Source organism: Inquilinus sp. KBS0705, assembly GCA_005938025.2.
Taxonomy (GTDB): domain Bacteria; phylum Bacteroidota; class Bacteroidia; order Sphingobacteriales; family Sphingobacteriaceae; genus Mucilaginibacter.
Map to the genome: position 1 here is coordinate 25,849 of VCCI02000003.1, position 23,741 is coordinate 49,589.

At 42.2% G+C, this 23,741-nt stretch carries 23 protein-coding genes; 8 read left to right on the plus strand and 15 right to left on the minus strand.

Translation table 11 applies throughout. From position 1 onward, the window contains the following. Positions 1-77 precede the first annotated feature (77 nt). Entirely contained in the window at positions 78-851 is a 774-nt protein-coding gene (locus FFF34_014405) for a zinc-dependent peptidase (GenBank protein ID TSD63760.1), read from the plus strand. 30 nt (positions 852-881) lie between these two features. On the opposite strand, the gene FFF34_014410 is transcribed toward FFF34_014405, so the two are convergent. Beyond that, entirely contained in the window at positions 882-2,837 is a 1,956-nt protein-coding gene (locus FFF34_014410; GenBank protein ID TSD63761.1) for a DUF3520 domain-containing protein, read from the minus strand. A gap of 80 nt (positions 2,838-2,917) precedes the next feature. Between FFF34_014410 and FFF34_014415 the strand changes: the two genes are divergently transcribed. Together FFF34_014415 and FFF34_014420 are read left to right on the plus strand one after the other, a co-directional pair. Continuing rightward, on the plus strand, positions 2,918-3,490 hold the full coding sequence (locus FFF34_014415) for a sigma-70 family RNA polymerase sigma factor (protein TSD63762.1): 573 nt from the start codon (positions 2,918-2,920) through the stop codon (positions 3,488-3,490). Then, positions 3,480-4,748, plus strand: a complete 1,269-nt coding sequence (locus FFF34_014420) for a hypothetical protein (protein TSD63763.1) — start codon at positions 3,480-3,482, stop codon at positions 4,746-4,748. Before FFF34_014415 ends, FFF34_014420 begins: the two co-directional genes overlap by 11 nt. Positions 4,749-4,814: 66 nt before the next feature. On the opposite strand, the gene FFF34_014425 is transcribed toward FFF34_014420, so the two are convergent. From FFF34_014425 to FFF34_014450, 6 genes are all read right to left on the minus strand, one after another. Then, on the minus strand, positions 4,815-5,537 hold the full coding sequence (locus FFF34_014425; GenBank protein ID TSD63764.1) for a DUF4197 family protein: 723 nt from the start codon (positions 5,535-5,537) through the stop codon (positions 4,815-4,817). Between the two features lie 42 nt (positions 5,538-5,579). Then, positions 5,580-6,587, minus strand: coding sequence for an inorganic phosphate transporter (locus tag FFF34_014430; protein ID TSD63765.1), 1,008 nt, complete (start codon positions 6,585-6,587; stop codon positions 5,580-5,582). A 22-nt stretch (positions 6,588-6,609) separates the two neighbouring features. Next, on the minus strand, positions 6,610-7,260 hold the full coding sequence (locus FFF34_014435) for a DUF47 family protein (GenBank protein ID TSD63766.1): 651 nt from the start codon (positions 7,258-7,260) through the stop codon (positions 6,610-6,612). A 48-nt stretch (positions 7,261-7,308) separates the two neighbouring features. After that, complete coding sequence (locus tag FFF34_014440) at positions 7,309-8,373, minus strand: sensor histidine kinase (protein ID TSD63767.1); 1,065 nt, start codon at positions 8,371-8,373, stop codon at positions 7,309-7,311. A 163-nt stretch (positions 8,374-8,536) separates the two neighbouring features. Beyond that, positions 8,537-9,067 (minus strand): YceI family protein, encoded by a 531-nt coding sequence (locus FFF34_014445; GenBank protein TSD63768.1) that lies wholly within the window; start codon positions 9,065-9,067, stop codon positions 8,537-8,539. Between the two features lie 48 nt (positions 9,068-9,115). Next, on the minus strand, positions 9,116-10,426 hold the full coding sequence (locus FFF34_014450) for a carbohydrate porin (GenBank protein ID TSD63769.1): 1,311 nt from the start codon (positions 10,424-10,426) through the stop codon (positions 9,116-9,118). A gap of 136 nt (positions 10,427-10,562) precedes the next feature. Between FFF34_014450 and FFF34_014455 the strand changes: the two genes are divergently transcribed. Continuing rightward, complete coding sequence (locus FFF34_014455; GenBank protein TSD63770.1) at positions 10,563-12,467, plus strand: acyltransferase; 1,905 nt, start codon at positions 10,563-10,565, stop codon at positions 12,465-12,467. On the opposite strand, the gene FFF34_014460 is transcribed toward FFF34_014455, so the two are convergent. The 4 genes from FFF34_014460 to FFF34_014475 all read right to left on the minus strand — a co-directional run bounded on the left by FFF34_014460 (position 12,464) and on the right by FFF34_014475 (position 15,215). Then, on the minus strand, positions 12,464-13,111 hold the full coding sequence (locus FFF34_014460; protein TSD63771.1) for an HD domain-containing protein: 648 nt from the start codon (positions 13,109-13,111) through the stop codon (positions 12,464-12,466). The two genes, FFF34_014455 and FFF34_014460, sit on opposite strands and share 4 nt — an antisense overlap. Positions 13,112-13,166: 55 nt before the next feature. Continuing rightward, positions 13,167-13,397 (minus strand): helix-turn-helix transcriptional regulator, encoded by a 231-nt coding sequence (locus FFF34_014465; GenBank protein TSD63772.1) that lies wholly within the window; start codon positions 13,395-13,397, stop codon positions 13,167-13,169. Positions 13,398-13,547: 150 nt separating this feature from the next. After that, on the minus strand, positions 13,548-14,042 hold the full coding sequence (locus FFF34_014470; protein ID TSD63773.1) for a hypothetical protein: 495 nt from the start codon (positions 14,040-14,042) through the stop codon (positions 13,548-13,550). Further along, positions 14,043-15,215, minus strand: a complete 1,173-nt coding sequence (locus FFF34_014475; protein ID TSD63774.1) for a class I SAM-dependent RNA methyltransferase — start codon at positions 15,213-15,215, stop codon at positions 14,043-14,045. Between the two features lie 84 nt (positions 15,216-15,299). Between FFF34_014475 and FFF34_014480 the strand changes: the two genes are divergently transcribed. After that, a complete protein-coding gene (locus FFF34_014480) occupies positions 15,300-15,662 on the plus strand; it encodes a DUF3127 domain-containing protein (GenBank protein TSD63775.1) in 363 nt (120 codons plus the stop codon). Between the two features lie 86 nt (positions 15,663-15,748). Here the strand turns inward: FFF34_014480 and FFF34_014485 are convergent, their stop codons facing one another. Beyond that, on the minus strand, positions 15,749-16,657 hold the full coding sequence (locus FFF34_014485; GenBank protein TSD63776.1) for a T9SS type A sorting domain-containing protein: 909 nt from the start codon (positions 16,655-16,657) through the stop codon (positions 15,749-15,751). 141 nt (positions 16,658-16,798) lie between these two features. Here FFF34_014485 and FFF34_014490 point away from each other — a divergent pair, with 141 nt between their 5' ends. Then, entirely contained in the window at positions 16,799-18,619 is a 1,821-nt protein-coding gene (locus tag FFF34_014490) for a HAMP domain-containing histidine kinase (GenBank protein ID TSD63777.1), read from the plus strand. A gap of 8 nt (positions 18,620-18,627) precedes the next feature. Beyond that, entirely contained in the window at positions 18,628-19,320 is a 693-nt protein-coding gene (locus FFF34_014495) for a response regulator transcription factor (GenBank protein ID TSD63778.1), read from the plus strand. A 35-nt stretch (positions 19,321-19,355) separates the two neighbouring features. Here FFF34_014495 and FFF34_014500 read toward each other — a convergent pair whose 3' ends face one another. Continuing rightward, complete coding sequence (locus FFF34_014500) at positions 19,356-19,808, minus strand: hypothetical protein (GenBank protein TSD63779.1); 453 nt, start codon at positions 19,806-19,808, stop codon at positions 19,356-19,358. Next, a complete protein-coding gene (locus FFF34_014505) occupies positions 19,808-20,014 on the minus strand; it encodes a hypothetical protein (GenBank protein TSD63780.1) in 207 nt (68 codons plus the stop codon). Before FFF34_014505 ends, FFF34_014500 begins: the two co-directional genes overlap by 1 nt. A gap of 118 nt (positions 20,015-20,132) precedes the next feature. Here FFF34_014505 and FFF34_014510 point away from each other — a divergent pair, with 118 nt between their 5' ends. Beyond that, a complete protein-coding gene (locus FFF34_014510) occupies positions 20,133-21,713 on the plus strand; it encodes a M20/M25/M40 family metallo-hydrolase (protein ID TSD63781.1) in 1,581 nt (526 codons plus the stop codon). Between the two features lie 70 nt (positions 21,714-21,783). On the opposite strand, the gene FFF34_014515 is transcribed toward FFF34_014510, so the two are convergent. Continuing rightward, positions 21,784-23,712 (minus strand): 1-deoxy-D-xylulose-5-phosphate synthase, encoded by a 1,929-nt coding sequence (locus tag FFF34_014515; GenBank protein ID TSD63782.1) that lies wholly within the window; start codon positions 23,710-23,712, stop codon positions 21,784-21,786. Positions 23,713-23,741 lie beyond the last annotated feature (29 nt).

Below are 23,741 nucleotides of genomic sequence, written 5' to 3' on the forward strand. Positions count from 1 at the left end.
ATTTTTGTTTAATACCAATTGCTGCCTCCACGCGCTATAGCTCCTCGCAATGGCGGTTAATTTATTATCTTGCCATCATGCTAATTACTTTTGCTATACTTATCTTCATTTTTATTTTTTTTTCCAAAAGCAATAAAAAGCCCGCAACCAAGTGGGATACACCACAATTGAAGCAGTTGCTTACGCAGCATATTGATTTTTACAGCAACCTGAGTGACGCCGATAAAACCACATTTGAGCAAAGAGTAGAACGGTTTTTGACTGATGTGCGCATAGAAGGGGTGGGACTTGTAATTGATGATGCCGACCGTATTATGGTAGCCGCAAGCGCGGTGATACCCATTTTTGGCTTTAAAGATTGGAGCTATCGCAATGTTACCAATGTGCTTTTATACCCCGATACTTTTGATAAGGATTTTCAGTTTGAGGGTAATGAGGGCGAAGGCCGCAGTATATTAGGTATGGTAGGCAGCGGGTATATGAACGGGCAAATGATATTATCTCGCAACGCGTTGCTAAAAGGTTTTTCTAAAAACTCAGGAAAGGAAAATACCGGTATCCATGAGTTTGTGCACCTATTAGACAAAGCCGACGGTGCTACTGATGGTGTGCCCGAGGGCTTTTTACCTAATGAATTTATTGCACCCTGGATAAAAATGATGCACCACGAAATTCATAAGATAGAAGCCGGGCGATCAGATATTGATGTGTATGCCACAACCAACGAAGCAGAATTTTTGGCCGTAGCAGCCGAATGCTTTTTTGAAAAGCCCGACCAGTTCCAAACCAAACATCCACAGCTTTATGATATGCTGAGTAAGATATTTGGTCAGAACCCGGCCCGGGAGTAAATCAACTGTTATTACGTGTGCTTTAATTACTTATTCCTCGTCCTCTACTTTAGCAATAGCACCATTTTTACTTAACAGTTTGGCGCTTTCGGCCAGGCGGATAAACTCCGACCGGTAGCCTTCGGTATCATCGCCTTTGCCGGCACGGGCCGTGGCAATAGCATGGGCAAAGCTGGCTTTTTGCTTAAACTTAGAATCGCGCAGCAACATACCAACCTCTGCCACAGCCGATGCGAATTTAAAATCGGCCGATGTGCTGTTAAAATCCTTGGGCGTATCCATTACCACTGCCTGGCTCAGTTGGCTCGTAGATGATACCGGTTCTTTATACCTGAATTTAATGGTCATCATTTCGGGCGAGCCACTGGTTACCGGCTTGCTGTCGTTTTTCTGATATTTTAGCGGATCTACACTTATTATATAATCATCTTTTATGCCGGCGGGTATTATTTCGTAAAAAGCGGTAACCGTATGGCCGCTGCCCATATCGCCGGCATCTTTTTTATCGTCGTTAAAGTCTTCTTTATTTAGCAAGCGGTTTTCGTAACCCAGCAGGCGGTAAGCTTGTACCTTGGCAGGGTTAAACTCAATTTGCAGTTTCACGTCCTTTGCCACTGTAAACAGGGTGCTGCCAAATTCGCTTACCAGCGTTTTACGTGCTTCGGTAATATTATCAATGTATGCATAGTTGCCGTTACCTTTATCAGCAAGGGTTTCCATCTTACTATCTTTATAGTTGCCCATGCCGTAACCCAAAACCGATAGCGATATGCCGTTTTCGCGCTCTTTTTCAATCAGCTTTTCCATGTCATCATCGCTGCTGGCACCAACGTTAAAGTCGCCATCGGTGGTTAGTATAATGCGGTTGTTACCTTTTTTAATCAGGTTTTCGGCAGCAATTTTATAAGCCAGCTTAATACCCGCGCCGCCGGCTGTAGAGCCGCCGGCCTCTAAATTATCAATAGCATTTTTAATGGTCTCTTTTTTATCGCCACCTGTTGATGGCAGCACTACACCTGCGGCACCAGCATAAACCACCATGGCTACCTTATCCTGTGGGCGCAATTGATCTACCAGCATTTTTAAGGATGATTTTACCAGCGGCAGTTTATTAGCGCTGTACATCGATCCGGAAACATCTATTAAAAACACCAGGTTACTTGCCGGTAGCTTATCGCTGGCTATGGTTTTTGCTTTAAGCCCTATGCGTAACAGGCGGTGCTTAGGGTTCCACGGTGCCGACGAAAGCTCGGTATGGATGGCAACCGGATCGTTATTAACAGGGCCCGATAAATTATAGTTAAAGTAATTGATCATCTCTTCTATTCGTACGGCATCGGCAGGGGGTAGCTGGCCGTTATTAATAAAACGCCTTACATTGCTATATGATGCTGCATCCACATCGACCGAGAAGGTAGATATCGGCATGTTTTTAGCAGTATTAAAACCATTTTCGGTAATGCCTTTATAACTTTCGTCATTTCCCTCATCAATAGTAGCCCTCCCCCTGATAGCTATTTTTGCTGAAGAACCGGGAGTGCCAACAGTTAAACCGGCAACGCTGCCTTGTAGTGCTGAGTCATATGCACGCTGAGGCGCCATCATCATAACTGATGACACGCTACCCGTTACTTCCTTTCTTCGTTGTGTTCCATATCCCATTACTACCACCTCGTTAAGTGCACTGCGGCTTGGTGTCAGGCTAATATTTAGCTTGTCTTTTTTGCCCACCTTAACTATTTGCGTTTGGTAGCCTATAAAGCTAAACCGCAAAGTAGTTGTGCCGTCGGGTATGGTAATGCTGTACTCGCCCTTTATATTAGTTTGGGTGCCTAAACTGGTGCCCGGTATGCCTACGCTAACGCCGACTATTGGTAAATGATCGTCGGTGCCTGTTACTATACCGCTAATTTGGCGGCTGTTGTTAAGCTTAAACCCGGTTAAGCCTGCAGCCGTTAAAATGATGATGAATAAAAGCTTTCTCATAATTAGTTAGTTTTTATTGCAGGATGCGGGGAAAAGCAAATTTCCATAAGCCATTTAAAAATTTTATTTTGTGCGCTTTAATGAGTTTCTTCAGAAAACCAAATAAACCCGAGGACACCGCAGACGATATACTGGTAAATAGCTACCGCCAAAATGGCGACTTAGCTGTGCTGGGAAAACTGTATGAGCGCTATATGCCGCTGGTTTTTGGCCTGTGCCTAAAGTATCTTAAAGATGAAGAGCTTAGCCGCGATGCTGTAATGGGCATTTTTGAAGAACTGGTAGGTAAGGTAAAACAACACGAAATAAAACAATTCAGGAGTTGGTTATATGTATTGGCACGAAATTATTGCCTGATGCAATTAAGGGCCGATAAAAAATTACCGACTGTAGAACTGGACGATTTTATGGAATTCACCCCGGTTTTGCATCCTGTAGAAGATAATAGGGAAGCGGCACTACAGGCGCTGGAGCGATGTATCGAAAAACTGGTACCTGCACAGCAGCAAAGCGTAAGGTTATTTTACCTGGAAGAAAGGTGTTATAAGGATATCGCGGATACCACCGGCTTCACCATGAATGAGGTGAAAAGCTATATACAAAATGGTAAACGCAACCTTAAAATTTGTTTAGAGAAGAGTAGTGGAAAATAAACGGGCAAACATATCGCAAATACAGCAGTACCTTAATGGAGAACTGGATGCCAAAGCTATGCACCGCATGGAACGCGAGGCACAGGACGATCCGTTTTTAATGGATGCGCTGGAGGGTTATGCCGCCACTGGTGGTAACCAACAGGCTAATCTGGATATGCTATCGCAGCAATTAAACCAACGGGCTGATAAGAAAGAAAGGCGCATTATACCGTGGACCTATATATCTATTGCTGCCACGGTTTTAGGCTTTTTATTTGTGGTTGGCTTGCTGTATAAAAACAATGAACCGGTAAGCAGTAAACTGCAAGCTGCAAGGGTAGAACCATTGCAAAGCACAGACACTACTAAAGATATTACTGCGCCCATATTGGCCGATAAAGAAAAAGAGGTAGCAGCACTAAAGCCAAACGTTAGGCCATTTACCTCGCCTACTACAAAAAGCGTAAATACAGACAAAGGCATAGCCGTTCAAATACCTGCCGCAGGCGCCCCGTTAGGGCAAAACGAGATTGAGGTAGTTAAAGATAGCACTAGTGCCTTAGATGATCGCGTAATGGGCTATGTGGCTAAACAGAACACCGATAGTGCTGATATGCAACAAATGGTGGCCGTTAAAAAGCCGGTATATGTGCAGGTGTTGGCCTCCAAAGTTAAGGGCGTGCAAAAATCAGAGCCGCAAGGTAAAAGAAATGAGGGGTACTATCTTAACGGCGTAAGAATACCTACAGGGCAGTTAGAGGGCGTAGTGCTGAGCCATAACGATGGTGTGCCGCTACCAGGTGTTACGGTTAAGGTTGACGGCAGGGCAAAAGCCACCCAAACCGATGCAAATGGCAAATTTGTGTTGCCCGATGTAACCGCCAAAGATGTAGTATCGTTTGGGTATGTGGGCTACGATTCAAAAAAGCTAAGGGTAAATCCTAATGATAGCTTGCGGGTAGAAATGAATGCGTCTTCATCATCACTTAATGAGGTAGTAGTTACCAACGCAGTAAAGGCTTACCCTAAAAATGGCTGGGATGCCTTTAACGATTATATCAAAAAGAGTGGTATAGTGGCATTAGGCGATAAAACAGGCATCGTACAGGTTAAATTTACCGTCAACCCCAATGGCAACATTACCGGCGTTAAGGTAAGCCAAAGCCTAAATCAGGTAGCTGATGAAAAAGCAATTAAAATTATTCGCAACGGCCCGGCTTGGGTAGGTAGCGCCAAACCCGAGGTGATTACTGTTAATGTGGAATTTGAGAATTAAATAATCGCTAAATAAGAGAGGGCGACAGGTTTAAACCCGTCGCCTTTTTCATATCAATACACTTAGTTATTTCTTGTTCTTATCGTAGTATGCAAATACCTTTTGCAATAATGGCGAGGTGCGCGCCGATAAGTTTTGGCGGATGTTTAACTCCTCTTGGGCTATTTCTACAAATAAACCGCTGATAGCTTTTTGGGTAACATAGTCGCTTATATCCGGGTTAACTTTGGTTACCAATGGTATTTTATTATAGGCTGCGGCGGCATCGCTGTAGTATTTGGTAGCATTTACCTTGTTTAAGCTGGCTTGTACAACCGGTTTAAAGCTGGCGGCTAACTGCATGGTAGTAGTACGTTTAAAATACTGAGTAGCGGCATCCTGGCTGCCTAATAAAATGTTGGTTACATCGGTTAACGTCATTTGTTTAATGGCATTAACAAATATGGGTTTGGCTTTACCTGCAGCATCTTCGGCAGCGCGGTTAAGCGATAGTATCACATTGTCGGCAAGTTTGCCTAAACCAATACTGCGCAGCGTGCTTTCAACCTTTTGTGCCTCAGGCGGGAAAAGTATTTTTACCGCGGCATTGGAAAAAAAACCATCAACAGCCGATAGTTGATCCGAGCTTTTGCCGGTGCCTATCTGCAGGGCCTCTTTAAGGCCGTTGTTTATTTCTAAAGTTGTAGGGTTTCCGTACTGGTTTATAGTGCTTTGTGCTACCTGGTTAAGGGTGTCGCAGCCCGATAAAAGTACAAACAGCAAAGGGATAAGGATAAGGATTTTTTTCATGCGATACCTTGAGCAAAAGTACTGCCAAGATGTGCAATGCTTTTACCAGTGCCTTACCAGCATAAATACCAGCCCGGCAATTAATGCCGATATAGGTATGGTAATTACCCATGCCCAAACAAGGTTAATGGTAACGCCCCAGCGTACCGCCGATACACGCTTAGTTAAACCAACCCCAATGATAGATCCTGTAATGGTGTGTGTTGTAGAGACAGGTATGCCAAAACGTTCGGTTATAAATAAGGTTACCGCACCAGCTGTTTCGGCACTTACGCCCTCAAGCGGGGTTATTTTGGTTATTTTAGATCCCATTGTTTTAACGATCTTCCAACCGCCAGACATGGTACCCAGCGCTATAGCGGTGTAACAAGCCAAAGGTATCCAATCGGGCATTGGGGCCGTGTTGGTTATTATTTTGGCAGCAACAAGTGTTACATATAAAATACCCATTACCTTTTGTGCATCGTTGGTGCCGTGTGCAAAGCTTAATGCCGCGGCCGATACCAGTTGCAGGCGTTTAAACCAACGCTCGGCTTCAACTGGTTTGGCCTTTTTACACAGGTGTAATATAAGTATAGTAATAAAGTAAGCTATTATTAAACCAATAAATGGTGCCAGTACAATGTAGGCTATAATGGTAAGTATGTAGTGTAAATTAACCGCATCAAGACCGTGTGCACCTAATGTAAGCGCGTTGGTAATACCTGCGCCCGCAAAGCCACCTATAAGCGTGTGCGATGAGCTGGATGGTATACCAAACCACCAGGTAGTTAAATTCCAGGTGATGGCGGCGATTAGGCCGGCCAGTATAACGTGCATGGTAATAAATTCTTCGTGCACAATTTTAGCTACGGTGTTAGCTACTTTGTGGTCTTTTATAAAGAAGTACGCGGCAAAGTTAAATACAGCCGCAAGCAATACCGCCTGGAAAGGTGTAAGCACTTTGGTTGATACTACTGTAGCTATAGAGTTGGCAGCATCGTGGAAGCCATTTGTATAATCAAATATCAGCGCAAGGGCAACAACAGCAACTAAGAGGGTGGTAACCATTTAATTAATGATAAGGGTTTGCTTAGGCGTTTTTAACTAATATAGATTCCATTACATTGGCAGCATCTTCGCACATATCTGTAGCGGTTTCTAAAGCGGCTAATATCTCTTTATATTTTATTAGGCGTATAGCGTCTGTTTCGTATAAAAACAAATCGGCAACGGCACGGTCAAACACATAGTCGGCCTGGTTTTCAACGCTGTTAATACGAATGCACGAGTCGGCAATGGCGCGCACATTTCTTAAGTCTTTCAGTTCTCTTACTGCTTTTTCCAGATCGCCGCTGGCTTGCAATATCAGGTCAGATAGTTTACGTATGTGCTCGTTAAAATCGTCGATTTTGTACAGGTTCATGCGGTTTGCAGCACCGTGTATATAATCGGCAACATCGTCAATAGCTGTTGCTAAAGCGTGTATATCTTCGCGATCAAACGGGGTGATGAAGTTTTTACCAAGCTCCAGGTATATCTGGTGAGTAAGCTCGTCGCCTTTGTTTTCCAGTTTATCAATCTGCCTGAACAATTCGTCCTGCGTAGCAGGATTGGTTGAGTTTACGGCCTCTACTAAAATAGTAGCCATAGTAACTACGTTACTTGCTGCCTGCTCAAATAAAGGGAAGAATGTTTTTTTATCCTTTGGGACAAAGTACTGGAATATACTGTTTAGTGACATCGGCGTATTAAATTTTGGTAAAGGTACGCTTGCAATGTTAAGTTAATGTTAACTTTTTAAAACAGGTATATTAGGAAATGGTAAACTTTGCTTCGCTTTTTGCAGCGTAAAACCGAAAGTTGAGCCCATACCTTCGGTGCTGCGCACATTAATGGTTTGCTGGTGGGCCTCCATAATATGCTTTACAATGGCCAAGCCCAGCCCCGATCCGCCAATTTGCCTCGAGCGGCTGGTATCGGTACGGAAAAACCGTTCGAACAAACGTGGCAGGTATTTCTCTTCAATACCTACACCGTCATCAGTAACCTCTACCAGCACCTGTTCGTGCAGCGTAAATATACTTACGGATGTGTTGCCGCCTTCTTTACCATATTTAAAAGAGTTATCTATCAGATTAACCAGCACCTGCCTTATTTTTTCGCGGTCGGCATTTACATAAATACCGTCATCATACTTTTGCTTAAAGGTTAGCTTAATATTGTGCTGCCTGGCTTTCATCTCCAGCGATTCAAAAACCTCTTTTATCAGGTCGTTTATTTTAAACTTGCTGTAATTAATAGGTATCTCGCCCGATTCCAGTTTAGATATTTCGTCAAGGTCTTTGATCAGGTAACTCAGGCGGTCAACGTTTTTGGCGGCTTTATCTAAAAAGTTAGCGGCCATTTCCGGGTCTTCAAAACCATCGTCTTGCAGGGCCTCAATATAACCTTGTATAGCAAAAAGCGGGGTTTTAAACTCGTGCGATATGTTGGATAAAAAATCGCGGCGAAATTTTTCCTGCTTGCGCAACTCATCTATCTCGCTCTTTTTTTGGATGGCCCATTCTTTTACTTCCTGCTCCACATCGTTAATAGGGTCGGCGCTAACATGCTCGCCAAGTGCATCGCGCAGGTCGCGGCCAAGCTTAAGGTTATGTATAAGCTTATATATGAGTTTAATTTTTGAGTAAACGTATTTTTCTATAAGATAATAAAAAACAATATAACTGGTAACAAAGCTTACAAAAAAGGTGATAGCCATATCGTACCACTTGTGCTGAAAGTAGTAGTTTACTGCCGATAGCGTAATAGCAACAGCAGCGGCATTTATAAGAATGAGTACACGCAACTTCATAGCATAAAGTTAGCGTTTTGGCAGATATAATTTGGTAAAACCCGTAGCTAAAAAACAGCCGTATAGGTTATCTTTTTGTTAAGCCAATAAGATGATTATTATTTATCTTTTTAATACAGTAACTATATTCCAAGGCCTTGTCAGGAGGGCCTGTCCGGGCTAATTACTTTGTCACTTCTGCAGTTACAAGAACGGTGGCTTCATCGCCCATGGTAAGGCTGTTACCGCCAATACCAAAATCGGCACGTTTTATTTTAAAGCTGCCTTTAAAGGTGCTCGTATTGCCATTTGGGGTATAGCTAAAAGGCACATCTACTTGTTTGGTTTTGCCTTTTATAGTTAAGTTAAATTGCCCTACGTAATTGCTGCCCTTTTGCTTAAACCCAACCGACGACATAATGATCTTTGGGAATACAGCGGTATTAAAGTAGTCCTCGCCCCGCAGGTGTTCGTCGCGTAGGTTGTTATCAGTATTTATAGTGGTAGCGTCAACAGTAGCATCAATATTACTGGCGGCTAAATTTGCCGGGTCAAACTTAATATTGGCTTGCAGGCCGCCTAATTTGCCCCCGGTTTTTATACCCAGGTTTTTGATCTCGAATGTGATGGCCGATTTGCTTACATTACTTTCTACTTGTGCAAAAGCGGTATTTACTATTATTAATAAGGCTATTGCCAGCAAATATCTTTTCATTCCTGATATGACGTGTTTTTGTGTGGGAGGTTTAACCGCATGCGTTTATTAAAATTCTACATGTGCCCTTAACGAGAAGACGTTAACCGGTCCTCTGTCTTTATTATAAGCCGGATTGGCTATAAACTGGTAATCGGGTGTTAACCAAAGTTTGCCCTGGTAGGCGTTTATCTTGTAATATAACTCGGCAACCAATTCGGTGCTATAATTTAATTTGCCATCGCCAATAATAAAGCCGTAACCACCTGCGGCCAAATATTCCTGATGTGGTTTTGATATACCATTACCTACAAAGGCAAGGCCTAATTCATCATCCTTGCGGCTCCATGATGCGCCCTTAAGGACCGCCCCTAAACTTACCGAGCGGTCAATTTCAGTAAAGGCCCAAGTCTCGGTTTTGCCATCGTTATAGCTTGCTTTGGCAAATACGCCAAAATCCTTGCTAAGGTATTGGTCGGCGCTTATACCAAAACCATATTTGTGGCGGCCATATTGTATATCGGTATTAATATCGGGTGCGGTAGGGTTTTGTGCAATAGCATTTCGGTATATGCCCATTTTGCCATTATTGCGAAAGCCTAATACCCTAATTGTACCCTTTTGGCCGTTAAGCATAAAGCGTTTTTCATACTCCAGTGTTTGGGTGTTGGCTTTACCCAGGCGTTGATCCCAAATAGCACCGTTTGCCTGCGTAGTGGTCATGGTGAAGGCAAAACGCAGCGCCCAGGTTGGCTGACCAAGTTCGGCCATGGCGCCCATTACATAACCGCGGGTATTGGCCGGGTAGTCCCAGGCAGCATTATCCATTAAACTCCAGTTCATAAATTGCGAGCGGGCATCGTGGCTAAATTCGTTGCCGTCAAAAAAATCGGCCATGCCAAATTTACCTACTGTAACATTGAAGTAGCGTTTGCTTTTAAGCCCGGCCAATTGGTTTACGTCATCGGTAAGCGTGTCTTTGTCAGTTCCCCACTCAAAATTTTGGCTAAAGTACAGGCGGGCAATGTATATTTTAGGTTCGGCACCACCTACCCTAAAGGTTTCGCCATTGGGGAAACCGGCTATGCCCAGTGTTTTGCTAAGGCCGGCGCCGCCACTCATTTCGGGGTTAAAGTATGCCGAAGCGCCTTTCCATAAACGTGCACCGCCAAAAAAAGTAGTGGTAAGCGATGTTTGCGTTTCTGATGCTGTTGAAAGGCTGTTTGCCCCGGTATAATCGGCGCTAAACGATGGCTTGTATTGGGTAATAACCGTTTGCTGGAAATGGAAATTAAAGCGTTGGTTTTTAATGGTATCCTGTGCGTTGGCAAACTTTGCAAATAATATTAAAGTGAAAAGCGAAAGTAAAGTTTTATTCATGCTGATGGAACGATAGAATATAGGATTTTAGTTTATTAGTAATGTATTTAATTGTTAGCTTGTTATAGAACTTGTTAAGTAATAAAATAAACTTGTACTTTTATCAGCCAGCATTTACCTTATAGCAGATATTATTATGCCTATTGCCGACAAAAGTATTAAAGTTTTTAGATATGATATTAATGCTTTAAGAGCGCTTGCCATATTGGGCGTTTTGCTATTTCATTATAAAATACCACATTTTGCAGGCGGCTTTGCAGGGGTTGATGTTTTTTTTGTGATATCGGGCTATTTAATGAGCAAGATCATTATTACAGGCGTTAATAATGGATCATTTTCGGTTTTAGACTTTTACGGCAAGCGTGTAAAACGCATCATTCCTGCTTTAGTTTTCGTGATCGGTATAATTACCCTTGCGGGTTTCTTTTTTTATTTCCCGATTGATTATCAGCTTAACGAGTTAAATGCAGCTGCCAGCCTGACATTTTTATCAAACATATTATATTTTAAAACCACTAACTATTTTGCCACTGGTGCAGACGATAATATATTATTGCATACCTGGTCACTATCGGTAGAGTGGCAGTTTTATTTACTTTATCCTTTTTTGATCATCGGGTTAAATAAGCTGATCAAAAACAAAGCAGCATTTTTTGCCCTGTTTACAGCCGTTACCTTAGCCATTTTTTTAGGTGCCATCAAATACACTAAAATTGATGCTACAGGGTCGTTTTATTTGCTACCCAGCCGTAGCTGGGAGATGTTTTTTGGCGGTATAGCTTTTTTAGGCGAAGGTTACTTAAAAGAGTTTAAGTATAAAAAGCTTTTTGCCCTACTGGGTTACGCATTAATAATATTTTGCCTCATGTTTTTTAGGAGTGCCATGCCCTGGCCCGGCAAATACACTTTTGTTCCTGTTTTTGCAACAGCAGTTGTTATACTTTGCAACTATAACAACTTTACTTTTCTAAAGCACGAAAGTATACAGTTTATTGGCCGCATATCGTACTCATTGTACCTATGGCACTGGCCTTTATATGTAAGCGCACAGTATTTAGGGGTGCGTATGGGGCCGTTATCAACTACCGTATTAATATTACTTTCAACAGGTATGGCCTACGTATCTTACCATTTTGTAGAGTCAGTGCCTTTTAAAAGCAATCTACGCGTAATAAGCTGCGCGGCTGCCTGTGCGTTACTTGCTTTTTGCTTTAGTAGTTATAACCTTAATTACATAGCATTTAAACCTAAGGCGGTTGTTTTATCAGGCTACAGGCAGTTGCGCGCAGATGAACGCCGCGAGCAATATAGTACTGATGTATGCTTTATTACCAGTAAAACAGCAAGTAAATTAAATAAAAGCTGCCTTGCTATTGATGCACAAAAGCATAACGTACTACTAATTGGCGACAGCCATGCCGCCCAATATTCGGCATCGCTGCGCGAGGCTTTGGTGTCAAAAAATATTAATTTACTACAGGCCACCGCCAGTGGGTGTTATCCGTTTGTAAGGCCTAATGGTTTAACCCGCTGCAAAAGTATAATGGAGCATATTTACAAAGATTTTATTGTTAATAAACAAAACAAAGTTGACGGGGTGTTCCTGTCTGCCAATTGGATAAACACAGTAACAGGTAAAGATTCATCAGGCCTGATAAAAGACCTGAACAGTACTATCGATTACTTCGAAAAATACCACATCAAGGTAATCATCATAGGGCAAAACGAAACCTATACCATGACTTATCCCTTGTTGGCTGCCCGCGAAACACAATATAATATTAGCATAAGCCGCAAATACCTTAATCAGAATGCTGCTAAGATGGATGCATTTTTAGCTAAACATTTTAAGCCTAACTATATATCCGTTTATAACTATGGGGCAACGCCGCCTTCATCTGCAAACTATAGCCCCTACATGTCTGATAGAAATCATTTTAGCAAATACGGGGCCGATTTGACGGTTAAAAGGATATTGGCTGATACCACTACCGCTAAATTTTTAAGCTACATTAATAGTAATACGGCGGCAGCAAATTAGGCGCCTACTTCGGTATAAAACTGTTGCAGGTAGCTTTCCATAAAATTATGCCTTTGCTGTGCCAGTGCTTTGCCTGTTGCAGTGTTCATTTTATCTTTTAGCAGCAACAGCTTTTCGTAAAAATGGTTAATGGTAGGCGCGGTGGTATTTTTATACTCTTCCTTGCTCATATTTAAATTAGGCCTTAGCTCCGGATTGTATATTTCGCGGCCTTTAAAGCCACCATAAGTAAAGGCACGGGCAATACCAATTGCCCCAATAGCATCCAGGCGGTCGGCATCCTGTACTATGGCTAATTCGGGCGAGTGAAAAGTGACTTTGTCAAAACCGGCTTTGAACGACATATGCCTAATGATCTGCTGTACATGGGTAACGGTCTCTGCTGGCAGGCGTATGCTTTCTAAAAAGCGGCCAGCTGTAGCAGGGCCTATCTCTTCATCTCCATTATGGAATTTGCTGTCGGCAATGTCGTGCAGCAATGCGGCAAGTTGTACCACCAATATATCGCATGTTTCGGTTTGGGCTATGAGCTTAGCATTGGTGCAAACGCGCTGTATGTGCCACCAGTCGTGGCCGCCTTCGGCATCTTTTAGGGTTTGCTGCACAAAGGTTACGGTTTGGTTAATAATGCCGGCGTTATCCATTACTTGCTTTTTTGCAAATATATTACGCCGGCATTATAATCCGTATTTATTTTCCTTAAGCAGCTTCTTTAACGTTTATTAGTTCCATCAGTTCTGTTTCCAGTATATCGGCTATCTGGAAAAGCCGCTCCAACGTTATTTTGGTATAGCCCAGTTCAATTTTACTGTAAGCGTTTTGCGAAATGTGCAGCTTGGCTGCCAGGTACTCCTGTGTGTAGTTCAGCGTTTCGCGCTTATTACGAATGTTGTAGGCAACTTCTTTTACTTTCATATCCCAGGTCTTCATTAATATTATAACTGTATTGGCTATACTAACGAGGTTTTACAACCTGCGGATTTATAATTTTTTAGTTTTTGTGAAATTTTTTTTCGAAAATGATACGACAGGTGAAAATGCCGTAACGGAACCTACAACTTGCTGTAAGGGTTTCCGTAATTATTTGGCATCGTATTTAATCACCACTGCCGGTAACAAAGTTGCCGAATTAAGTGGCATTTGATCTAACGATACAATTGGTTTGCGGTTTTTATAGTATGCGTAGGCTGCATTTTGCACCTCTTCCAGCCCCGTAGCCGGATTACGGAAACTGATAGAAAAAGGCAAAATAAAATCGTGAAACTTCTCTTTATTAGGTATTATCCATTTTTTTGATGATTTCTTAAGTGCCTCAATAGCAGGCAGCGTAAGCAGGTAATCATCGGCGTAGTAAATCACTATTTTTTGTACGTTACCGTTTAAATCGGCAGTAAACTTAATAATTGCCATACCGGTGGCCTTTTTCTTGATGATATCGGGGCTAACGGTTAAGCTATCTTTAAAAAAGCGGTCCATAACACTACCACCACCCTGAAAAGGAAATGCCAGTGCACCTTCCTGCGCTTTACAGTAAACAGTTGATAATAAAAGTAATAACGTGATCAGCTTCTTCATTTAGTCTTCTTTTGGTTCGCGTTTGCTGCCTTCATACAGCTCATATTCAAATAAGCGGCAATCTAATTTGCCATTGTAAAACTCAATTTTGCGGGCCGCCTTTAAACCTATTTTTTTAGCCAGATCGGCGTTGCCCGTAAATACGTAGCCACGGTACCCCAAGCATTTCTTTTTAAGGTAGTCGCCCATTCGCTTATAAGTTATTTCCAGTTTGGTGTGCACGCCTAAACGTTCGCCATACTCGGGGTTAAACATTACAATGCCCGGCTCTTGTGGTACTTCTGTATCTTCAAAATCACAAACGTAAAAGTCTATTAAATGTTCTACACCGGCAGTATTTGCGTTCTTTCGCGATATATCAATGGCATCCTCAGATATATCGGTAGCTATAATTTTAAATCCTAAAGCCTTCTTGGCTTTATCTTTAAGTTTACGACGTTCTACAAAAAACACCTGTTCATCATAGCCCATAATATGCATAAAGCCATAATTCATCCGAAATAGCCCCGGGTGTTTATCGGTTGCCAGCAATGCAGCTTCTATAGCTAAAGTGCCTGAGCCACACATCGGGTTAATAAAAGTGCTGTTTCTGTCCCAATTGGTTGCCATAATGGTTGATGTAGCCAAGGCTTCAAGCATTGGGGCCTTGCCCGGTATTTTACGGTAGCTGTGCTTGGCCAGAGTTTCGCCCGATGTATCAATGTAAATGTCGGCCTTGTCATCCTGCCAATATAGGCTGATAACGGTTTTGTTAGCATCCGCACCCGAGTTGGGGCGTATGCCTTTTTGCGCTTTAATACGATCTACAATAGCATCTTTAACCTTTACATTGGCAAAAAGCGGGGTTAGTATATGCTCGTTGTTCACATTTGATGTTACCGAAAAATAGCCGGTAAAGTCAATTAGTTTTTCCCATTCTATTTGTACTAATTCGTCGTAAAGCTGCTTCGGATCCGCCGCTTCGAAGCTCTTTAGCAGGTAAAGTACCTGGCTTGCACAGCGTAAATTAAGGTTTAAGGCTATTGTATCAGTTACAGTCCCCTGTAATTCAACTCCGGTTTGAAAAACGCGTGTTGGTTTAAAGCCCAATGCTTCAACTTCCTGCTGCAGGTAAGGCGAAAGCCTTTTGTTGCAGGTAATAATGATTTTACTCTCGGTGTGGAAAACTTGCATAATAATTTTGCGAATTTATGAATTAAATACGCCCCATTTTAAATTCATACTATTAACTTTACATTTTAAACATTTTCTGCAATTATGGAAGTTAAAGGTAAAGTACATGAAGTATCGGCAACACAACAGGTTACCGAGTCGTTAAAGAAGAGAGAACTGATACTTGAATACATCGAGAACCCTCAATATCCCGAGTATTTAAAGTTTGAAGCTATACAGGATAGGTGCAATTTATTGGACAATGTTAAGGTTGGCGACGATGTTGAAGTGTTCTTTAACTTAAGGGGCCGCCCCTGGACTGATAAATCGGGCAAAAAATCTTATTTCAACTCGTTGCAGTTGTGGAAGATCAACGCTTTATCAAGCGCGGGCAGTGCTTCGGCACCAGAGTATGCAGCCCCTGCCGATATCAGCTCAAGCCCTGATGACGACGATCTGCCGTTTTAATTAGTTATCAACTTAAAATACAAAGGCCTTTCATTTATTAAATGAAAGGCCTTATTTATTATTGATTTTATTGGGGAAGGTGATACTTAATCTTCTTTAACAATGCGCTTAACGGCAATATCTGCACCTTGCTTAACCTGCAGGTAGTAAATGCCATTCATAGGCAGGTTTACTTTCTTGATAAAATCTCCTGCAACAGCCTTGTCGGTCCACAACACTTTACCATCGCTATCGCTAAGTTTTACGTCCGCATTGGCTTTAAGTGTAAGGTTAAAACTAAAGGTAGTTTTCCCGGTAGAAAATTCAGGCGTAAGGCTCAGGTCGTTTAAGGTTAATGCGGCTTTTTCAACGCCTGTAATGCTTTTTAGTTTTTCCTTCGGCGCATCAGATACCCTAAAGCTGATGTGTGTACTAATGCCATCATTGTCTGTATTTATATAGTTAAAGTTTTGGGTATTGCGGCGGTTAAACTCAAAACGATCATTTAGATCCCTTTTCATCATAATATCGCGGTTAACGTTCATCTTAAGCTGCGGTTGCATTTCAAACTTATAATCAAATGCACCGGCGGGACCATCGGTGTTGTCAGATCTTTTTATATTATAAGTAAAAGTTTTGCGGGTACTATCGTTAACATCCATTTTTGATAGCATTGGTAAATCATCGCCATCACTCATATCGCGCTCTATTACTACTTCACGCGTTTTGCCATCTCCCTTGCTTCTTTTCTTAATAACAACCTGATTATTGCCTTTGTTACCATCGATTTTAATGTAGGTGGGTGGCAGGTTATTTATCTCGGAAAGGGCATCTTTTCGCTCCTGATCTGTAAGTTTTTTTATGTCTTTACCGTTTATGGTAGTGTCGCCATTAATAATTTTTATTTCGTAACTTTTTTGATTTTGGGCCAGCACTAAAGGTGGTAAGCCTAATATGGCTATTATGCTTAACGCAAATATAAATTCGAAGCCGGGTTTTAATAATTGCTTTTTCATTGCTGTACGATTTGAGGTTTAGAGCTCAAAAATAGGAAATGGTTATTAATCAATTTGTTAAATGCTTTTATATAATTTGTTAAAATTTGTTAAAAGGCATCATTGTCCGGGTAATTAAAATAATTTTGTTTTGGATTTAACATGAAAATAAAACGCTTTGGTTTATTGATAGGATTAATGGGCTTTGCCTTGCTGGGCATTGTGGCTATGCAATTGTATTTTTTGCGCCAATCGTACCAGTTACAATCCGAACTTTTTAACAGTAATGTAAACGAAGCCTTAAACAGCGTAGTTAACAAAGTAACCAAGCAAGACGCGCTTAACTTTTTAAATGCACGTTTACAGCACGAACAAAAAAAACTTTTTAGCCAAAACCTACCCGAAAGAAAAACTGAAATAAGTATAAATGGCACCAAAACCACTATAGATGTCATTAAACTAAAAAAGACTCAAAGCAGGCGCGAGCGTAAGTTAGCCATGTTGCGCGATAGCTTAAAGCGTATGATCATGCATAAAAAGATGGATGATGAGCTGGCCGGGCTTGTACAGCAAGGTACCGTAAACCTGCGCATACGTATCGAAGAATTTACTGATGAGTTTGGCGATGTACATGGCCGCTTTATCCCCGAAATTGTTAAAACCCCTGCTCACCCGGTAAAAAAGAAGCTTTATAAGTACGATACCTTACGCTATACCTATGTAGACCCGCAGTTTGGGCCGCAAATTATATCGGTTGCTAACCTTAACCCTTTATGGGTACGCAAGCAGCAACAGTTGCAAAAGGAGAAGCAGTTTGAATTGGTGAAAAAAATGCTGGAGACAGATTCGTTAGAAAATGCACCGCAGGATAGAAAGAACCAAAGTGTGATTGCTAACCTTGCCGAAGAATACCGTAAATCAAACGAACCCCTTACCAATCGAATCAACAACTTTTGGATAGACTCATTGCTTCGTTTTGAATTACATAACAGGGGTATACTTTTGCCATATGATTACGAAGTAACCACCGCCAACAGCGATTCGCTCATATTCTCCAGTGCAATGGATACCCAGGGCAAAAAGCCCGTGTTTACCGATGCAAACACATTTCAGAAAGCTATTTTTAGTAACGAGGTTATAAATGATCCGGGTAAGATAAAAATATTCTTCCCCCAAAAAACCTCATTTATTTTAAGCAACATGACGGCCTCTATAGGTACCACCGGCGGCCTGTTGTTTGTGTTGATATTTTGCTTTGGATATACCATATTCTCTATACTAAGACAAAAGAAAGTGTCGGAAATGAAGATGGATTTCATCAACAACATGACACATGAGTTTAAAACCCCTGTATCAACCATTATGATAGCCAGCGAGGCTTTAAAGGATGATGAGATAGCACAGGATAAAACACGGGTAGCAAGGCTGGCCAATGTTATTTACGAAGAGAATGTAAGGTTGGGAAGCCATATAGAGCGGGTGTTAAATATTGCCCGTATAGAGAAAGACGACTTTAAGCTGGATAAAAAGCCGCTGGATGTTAACGAAATGATAACGGTTGTTATTGATAGCATGCAGCTTAAACTACAAAAGAACAATGCAATAACCAACCTGCATTTAGATGCTGAGAATGCCGTAGTTATTGCCGACGAGCTCCATTTTTCGAACGTATTGTATAACCTGGTTGATAACGCCATAAAATACAGCAACGGCAGCCCCGAGATAGATATTAGCACCGCTAACAAAAACGGCAATATTGTTATCAAAGTAGCCGATAAAGGTATTGGCATGAACCGCGATCAGCAGGCAAAAATATTTGAACAGTTTTACCGTATACCTACAGGCAACTTACACGATGTTAAGGGGTTTGGCCTGGGCCTAAGCTATGTAAATACGATAGTAAAAAGGCTGGAAGGCACTATTAGCGTACGGTCTGAAAAAGAAAAGGGCTCGGAGTTTGAGTTAAGATTCCCTGTTGCTTAAACCATATCATGAAAAAAATATTACTAGTTGAAGACGACCCTAACCTTGGTTTATTGCTACAGGATTACCTGCAGCTAAAAGGTAAGTTTGATGTGGTTTTATGTAAAGATGGGGAAGAAGGCCTGCGTGCTTTTACCAAAAACAGCTATGATTTACTAATATTAGATGTAATGATGCCCAAAAAAGATGGTTTTACATTGGGCAAAGATATACGTAAAATAAATGCCAATGTGCCCATTATTTTTGCGACCGCAAAAGGGATGATAGAAGATAAAACACAGGCATTTAACCTTGGTGGGGATGATTATATAACCAAGCCATTTAGAATAGAAGAATTACTGTTGCGCATTAACGCACTATTAAAGCGTGCAGACAGCCCCGAGAAAAAGGCTGATGAAAACCCTACGCAGTTTAAATTGGGTAGCTACAACTTCGACTATACATCGCAATTGATCACCCGGGGCGAGGCATTTCAAAAGCTATCCACTAAAGAAGCCGAATTGCTGCGCCTGCTTTGCTTGCGCAAAAATGAAGTGCTTACCCGCGAAGAAGCCTTGCTTAATATTTGGCACGACGATAATTACTTTAACGGACGTAGTATGGATGTTTTTTTAAGCAAGATACGTAAGTATCTGAAAGACGACTCCTCGGTAGAGATCATTAATGTGCATGGAAGGGGCTATAAGCTGCTGATCAATTAGTATTTATAATATAGGTGCAGCGTATCAGTACTATACTATAATAGATTTTCCAGATCATCCAAGTCTTTTGACCTGCCTGAGGTTTTTTTTGCTTGGATCAGATTGTTTAAATGTATTGTTCTTATTTCTAATCCATCATCCTTAAAAAAAACGGAATTATCAAAACACTCATTAAAGTTAAGGCCAAGCACACTAACCATTATATCTATAGCCACAGGAGGCCTTCCAAATGTAAAAACATCAATTGCAGTATCTGATAAAAACTTTTCTTCGCTCATGTCAAATACAGGCATTCCAAAATGTAAAAAGGCTAATTGAATTTTCTTATAATTAGCGAGTGTTCTTTCAACCCAAATATCCATATCGCCAGTAGTTCGTGGATAGCCATGCAGTATTACCGAATATCCGCCAACCAGAATATATCTTACTTTATTAATATTTAGAGCATTAATAAAATCCCTGAAATCTTCTTTAAATATATTGCCCATTAGTTATTTCTGGCTCTGCAACTAAATATAGTACGATCCATTTTGGGTGGGTTATCTTCAGGATAGTTAAATGCGATGCTGTTTAAATAATTGGCAATCTTGAGTCTTTCCTGCCATGGCAATAATTTATAGTAAGCCGCATGGTTAGATGCTTCTTTAGCGGTTTGGGCCTTAAAAGCGGTTCTGTCTAAACGATATTCGCTCATAATTCAAATATACTTCAAAAATCATAACCCTTGTAACAACTTTGTTAAAGCCTTGCGAATATTTTATAGCTAAAATTAAATAAGTTTGTTTTGTTGTTTTACTAACTGACTGACTTATATGAAATTAAAATTACTTTATGCCTGCATGACCATAACGGGCATGGCAGGAACCGCATTTGCACAAGAGACCGTTGACCAGGCGGCCGTTGCAAAAATCCGCGAAGAAGGGTTAAACCACTCCAAGGTTATGGAAACCGCTTTTTACATTACAGATGTTGCGGGCCCGCGTTTATCCGGCTCACCGGGTTTAAAACGTGCGCAGGAATGGGCTGTAAATCAATTAAAAACATGGGGTTTAGTTAACGCTAAATTAGAGCCTTGGGGCAAGTTTGGTAAAGGCTGGGAGGTTCAAAAAAATTATGCGGCTATTACCGTTCCGTATTACCATGCTATAATAGCCATCCCTAAAGCCTGGACACCGGGTACTAATGGCGCTATAAAAGGCGAAGTGGTTTTAGTAAAAGCCGATACCATTACCGATCTTGACCAGTACAAAGGGAAACTTGCAGGTAAAATTGTAATGTTTGATACTAAAACTAAAGTAGCCCAATCATTTAAAGCGGATGCATCGCGTTATACTGACGAAGAACTGCAAAAAATGGCTGATGCGAAGCCACAGCCGGCGGGAGCTCCACGCCCGGCGTTTGATCAAAATTCGCCACAGTTTGCTGCCATGCGCCGTATGAGAGCTATGCGCGCTGCTATTGGCGATTTTTTCTTAAATGAAAAAGTTGGTTTGGTATTAAGTATTGCCCGCGGTAGCGATGGAACAGTATTTACAACCAACGGAGCATCATATGCAGATACCGCCAAAGCAGTAGCGCCCGAACTGGAAACCAGCAGCGAGGACTACCTGCGCATTTTGCGCTTAGTTAAGGCAGGCCAAAAGGTTGAATTGGAAGCAGACATAAAAACCCAATTCTTTACCGATGATTTGCAAGGCTATAACGTAATTGCCGAAATACCGGGTACCGATAAAAAATTAAAAGAGCAGGTAGTAATGATAGGCGGCCACTTTGATTCGTGGCATGCGGCTACAGGCGCTACAGATAATGCAGCGGGCAGTGCTGTAATGATGGAAGCTGTGCGTATATTAAAAGCTATTGGCTTTAAACCAAAACGTACTATTCGTATTGCATTGTGGAGCTCAGAAGAGCAAGGTTTATTTGGCTCTCGTGGCTATGTTGCGGCCCATTTTGGCGACCCTAAAACTATGGAATTGAAGCCGGAGCAGGCAAAGCTTGATGCTTATTATAACCTGGATAACGGTACCGGTCAAATACGCGGTATATACTTGCAGGGCGACTCTGCGGCTGGCCCGTTATTCAAAACCTGGTTAGAACCATTTAAAGACCTTGGCGCAGCTACTGTTACTATAGGTAATACCGGCGGTACAGATCACCTTTCGTATAACGCGGTGGGTATACCGGGCTTCCAGTTTATACAGGAGCCTATTGACTACGGTACTCGTACACACCATAGTAACCAGGATACCTACGATCGCCTGATAGAAGACGATTTGAAACAAGCTGCTACCATTATAGCATCGTTTGTATATAATACATCCGAGCGTAAAGATATGGTGCCACGCAAGCCATTACCGGTTGTTACGCCTCCGGCTGCAGCGGCAAAAAATTAAAATAATGCCTTATAACAAAAAAGCGATCGGTGTAACCGATCGCTTTTTTTATGCTGTGCAGGGCCTTTTTTTAAGAAGCTATAGTATGTTTATTCCTTTTAATGCCAAAGCTCCTAACCTGTGCGGCAATGCCATTGGCATCGTAGCCACACTCGGCCCAAAGTTCGGGTTGTTCGCCATGTTCAATCACACGGTCAGGTATGCCTAAGCGTACAACGTTGTTTTTATAGCCTTTATCGGCCATAAACTCTAATATGGCGCTGCCCATGCCGCCTTCAAGGCAGCCATCTTCCACAGTTACTACTTGGTTATATTTGGTAAATACTTCGTGCAGCATATCCTCATCAAGCGGTTTTACAAAGCGCAGGTCGTAATGTGCAGGGTAAAAACCTTCGGTATTTAGGTCGGCAATGGCTTTAGTAGCTTCGTTGCCAATAGCGCCAATGGTTACAATAGCAACTTCTTCGCCATCGCATATTTTGCGGCCCTTGCCAACAGGTATAGCTTTAAAAGGGCGTTGCCAATCAACCATAACACCATTGCCACGGGGGTAGCGTATAACAAATGGGCCCATGTTTTCCTGTTGTGCAGTATACATCAGGTTGCGTAGTTCTTCTTCATTCATAGGTGCCGATACCACCATATTAGGTATGCAGCGCATGTAAGCCAAATCGTAGGCGCCATGGTGTGTCCCGCCATCGGCACCGGCAAAACCGGCCCTGTCAAGGCAAAATACAACATTTAGCTTTTGCAGGGCTACATCATGTATCACCTGGTCATAGGCCCGTTGCATAAAGCTGGAGTATATGTTACAAAAGGGTATAAGCCCCTGTGTAGCCATCCCTGCCGAGAAGGTTACCGCATGCTGCTCGGCAATGCCCACATCAAAGGCACGTGTAGGCATGGCTTTCATCATCAGGTTAAGCGAGCAACCCGAAGGCATGGCAGGCGTAACCCCCATAATTTTAGGGTTTTGTTCGGCCAGCTCAATAATGCTATGCCCAAAAACATCCTGATATTTAGGTGGTTGCGGCTTATCGTATTTGGCTTTTTTTATCTCGCCGGTTATTTTATCAAACAAACCGGGGGCGTGCCATTTGGTCTGGTCCTTTTCGGCCAGTGCGTAGCCTTTGCCCTTTACGGTAATGCAGTGTAATAGCTTTGGCCCGGGTATGTCACGCAGGTCGCGCAGCAGTTTAACCAGGTGTTTTACATCGTGCCCATCAACCGGGCCGAAGTATCTGAACTTAAGCGCCTCAAAGAAGTTGCTCCTTTTAAGTAGTGTCCCTTTTATGCTTTTTTCGAGCTTTTTAGCTATTTTAAAGGCATCAGGGCCTATTGATGATAGCTTGGCCAGTACAGTGGCAATATCGTCCCTGAAGCGGTTATATGGCCTCGAGGTGGTGATATCTGCCAGGTATTCCTTTAAAGCACCCACGTTAGGGTCTATCGACATGTTGTTGTCGTTCAGTATCACCAGCAGGTTGGAGTTTTCGATACCGGCATGGTTAAGTGCCTCAAAGGCAAGGCCCGCGCCCATAGCTCCATCGCCTATTACAGCCACGTGCTGCCTGTCGGTTTCGCCTTTGTATTGCGATGCCACAGCCATGCCCAATGCTGCTGATATAGAGGTAGATGAGTGCCCAACTCCAAAGGTGTCGTATATGCTTTCAGACCGTTTTGGGAAGCCGCTGATGCCGCCATAAACGCGGTTAGTATGAAACTCGTCGCGGCGGCCGGTTAGTATTTTATGGCCATATGCCTGGTGCCCAACATCCCATACTAATTGGTCGTAGGGGGTATTTAATACATATTGCAGGGCTACAGTAAGCTCCACAGTACCCAGGCTTGCCGCAAAGTGGCCGCCGTTTACCGATACAATATCAATGATATATTGCCTCAGGTCGTTACATACCTGTTCAAGCTCATCTTCCTTAAATTCCTTTAAATCAGAGGGATAGTTTATCCGTTTTAAAAAATCACCGGCGGGTACCTGCATCTATGTTCTCCAGACTATTTAACCTACAA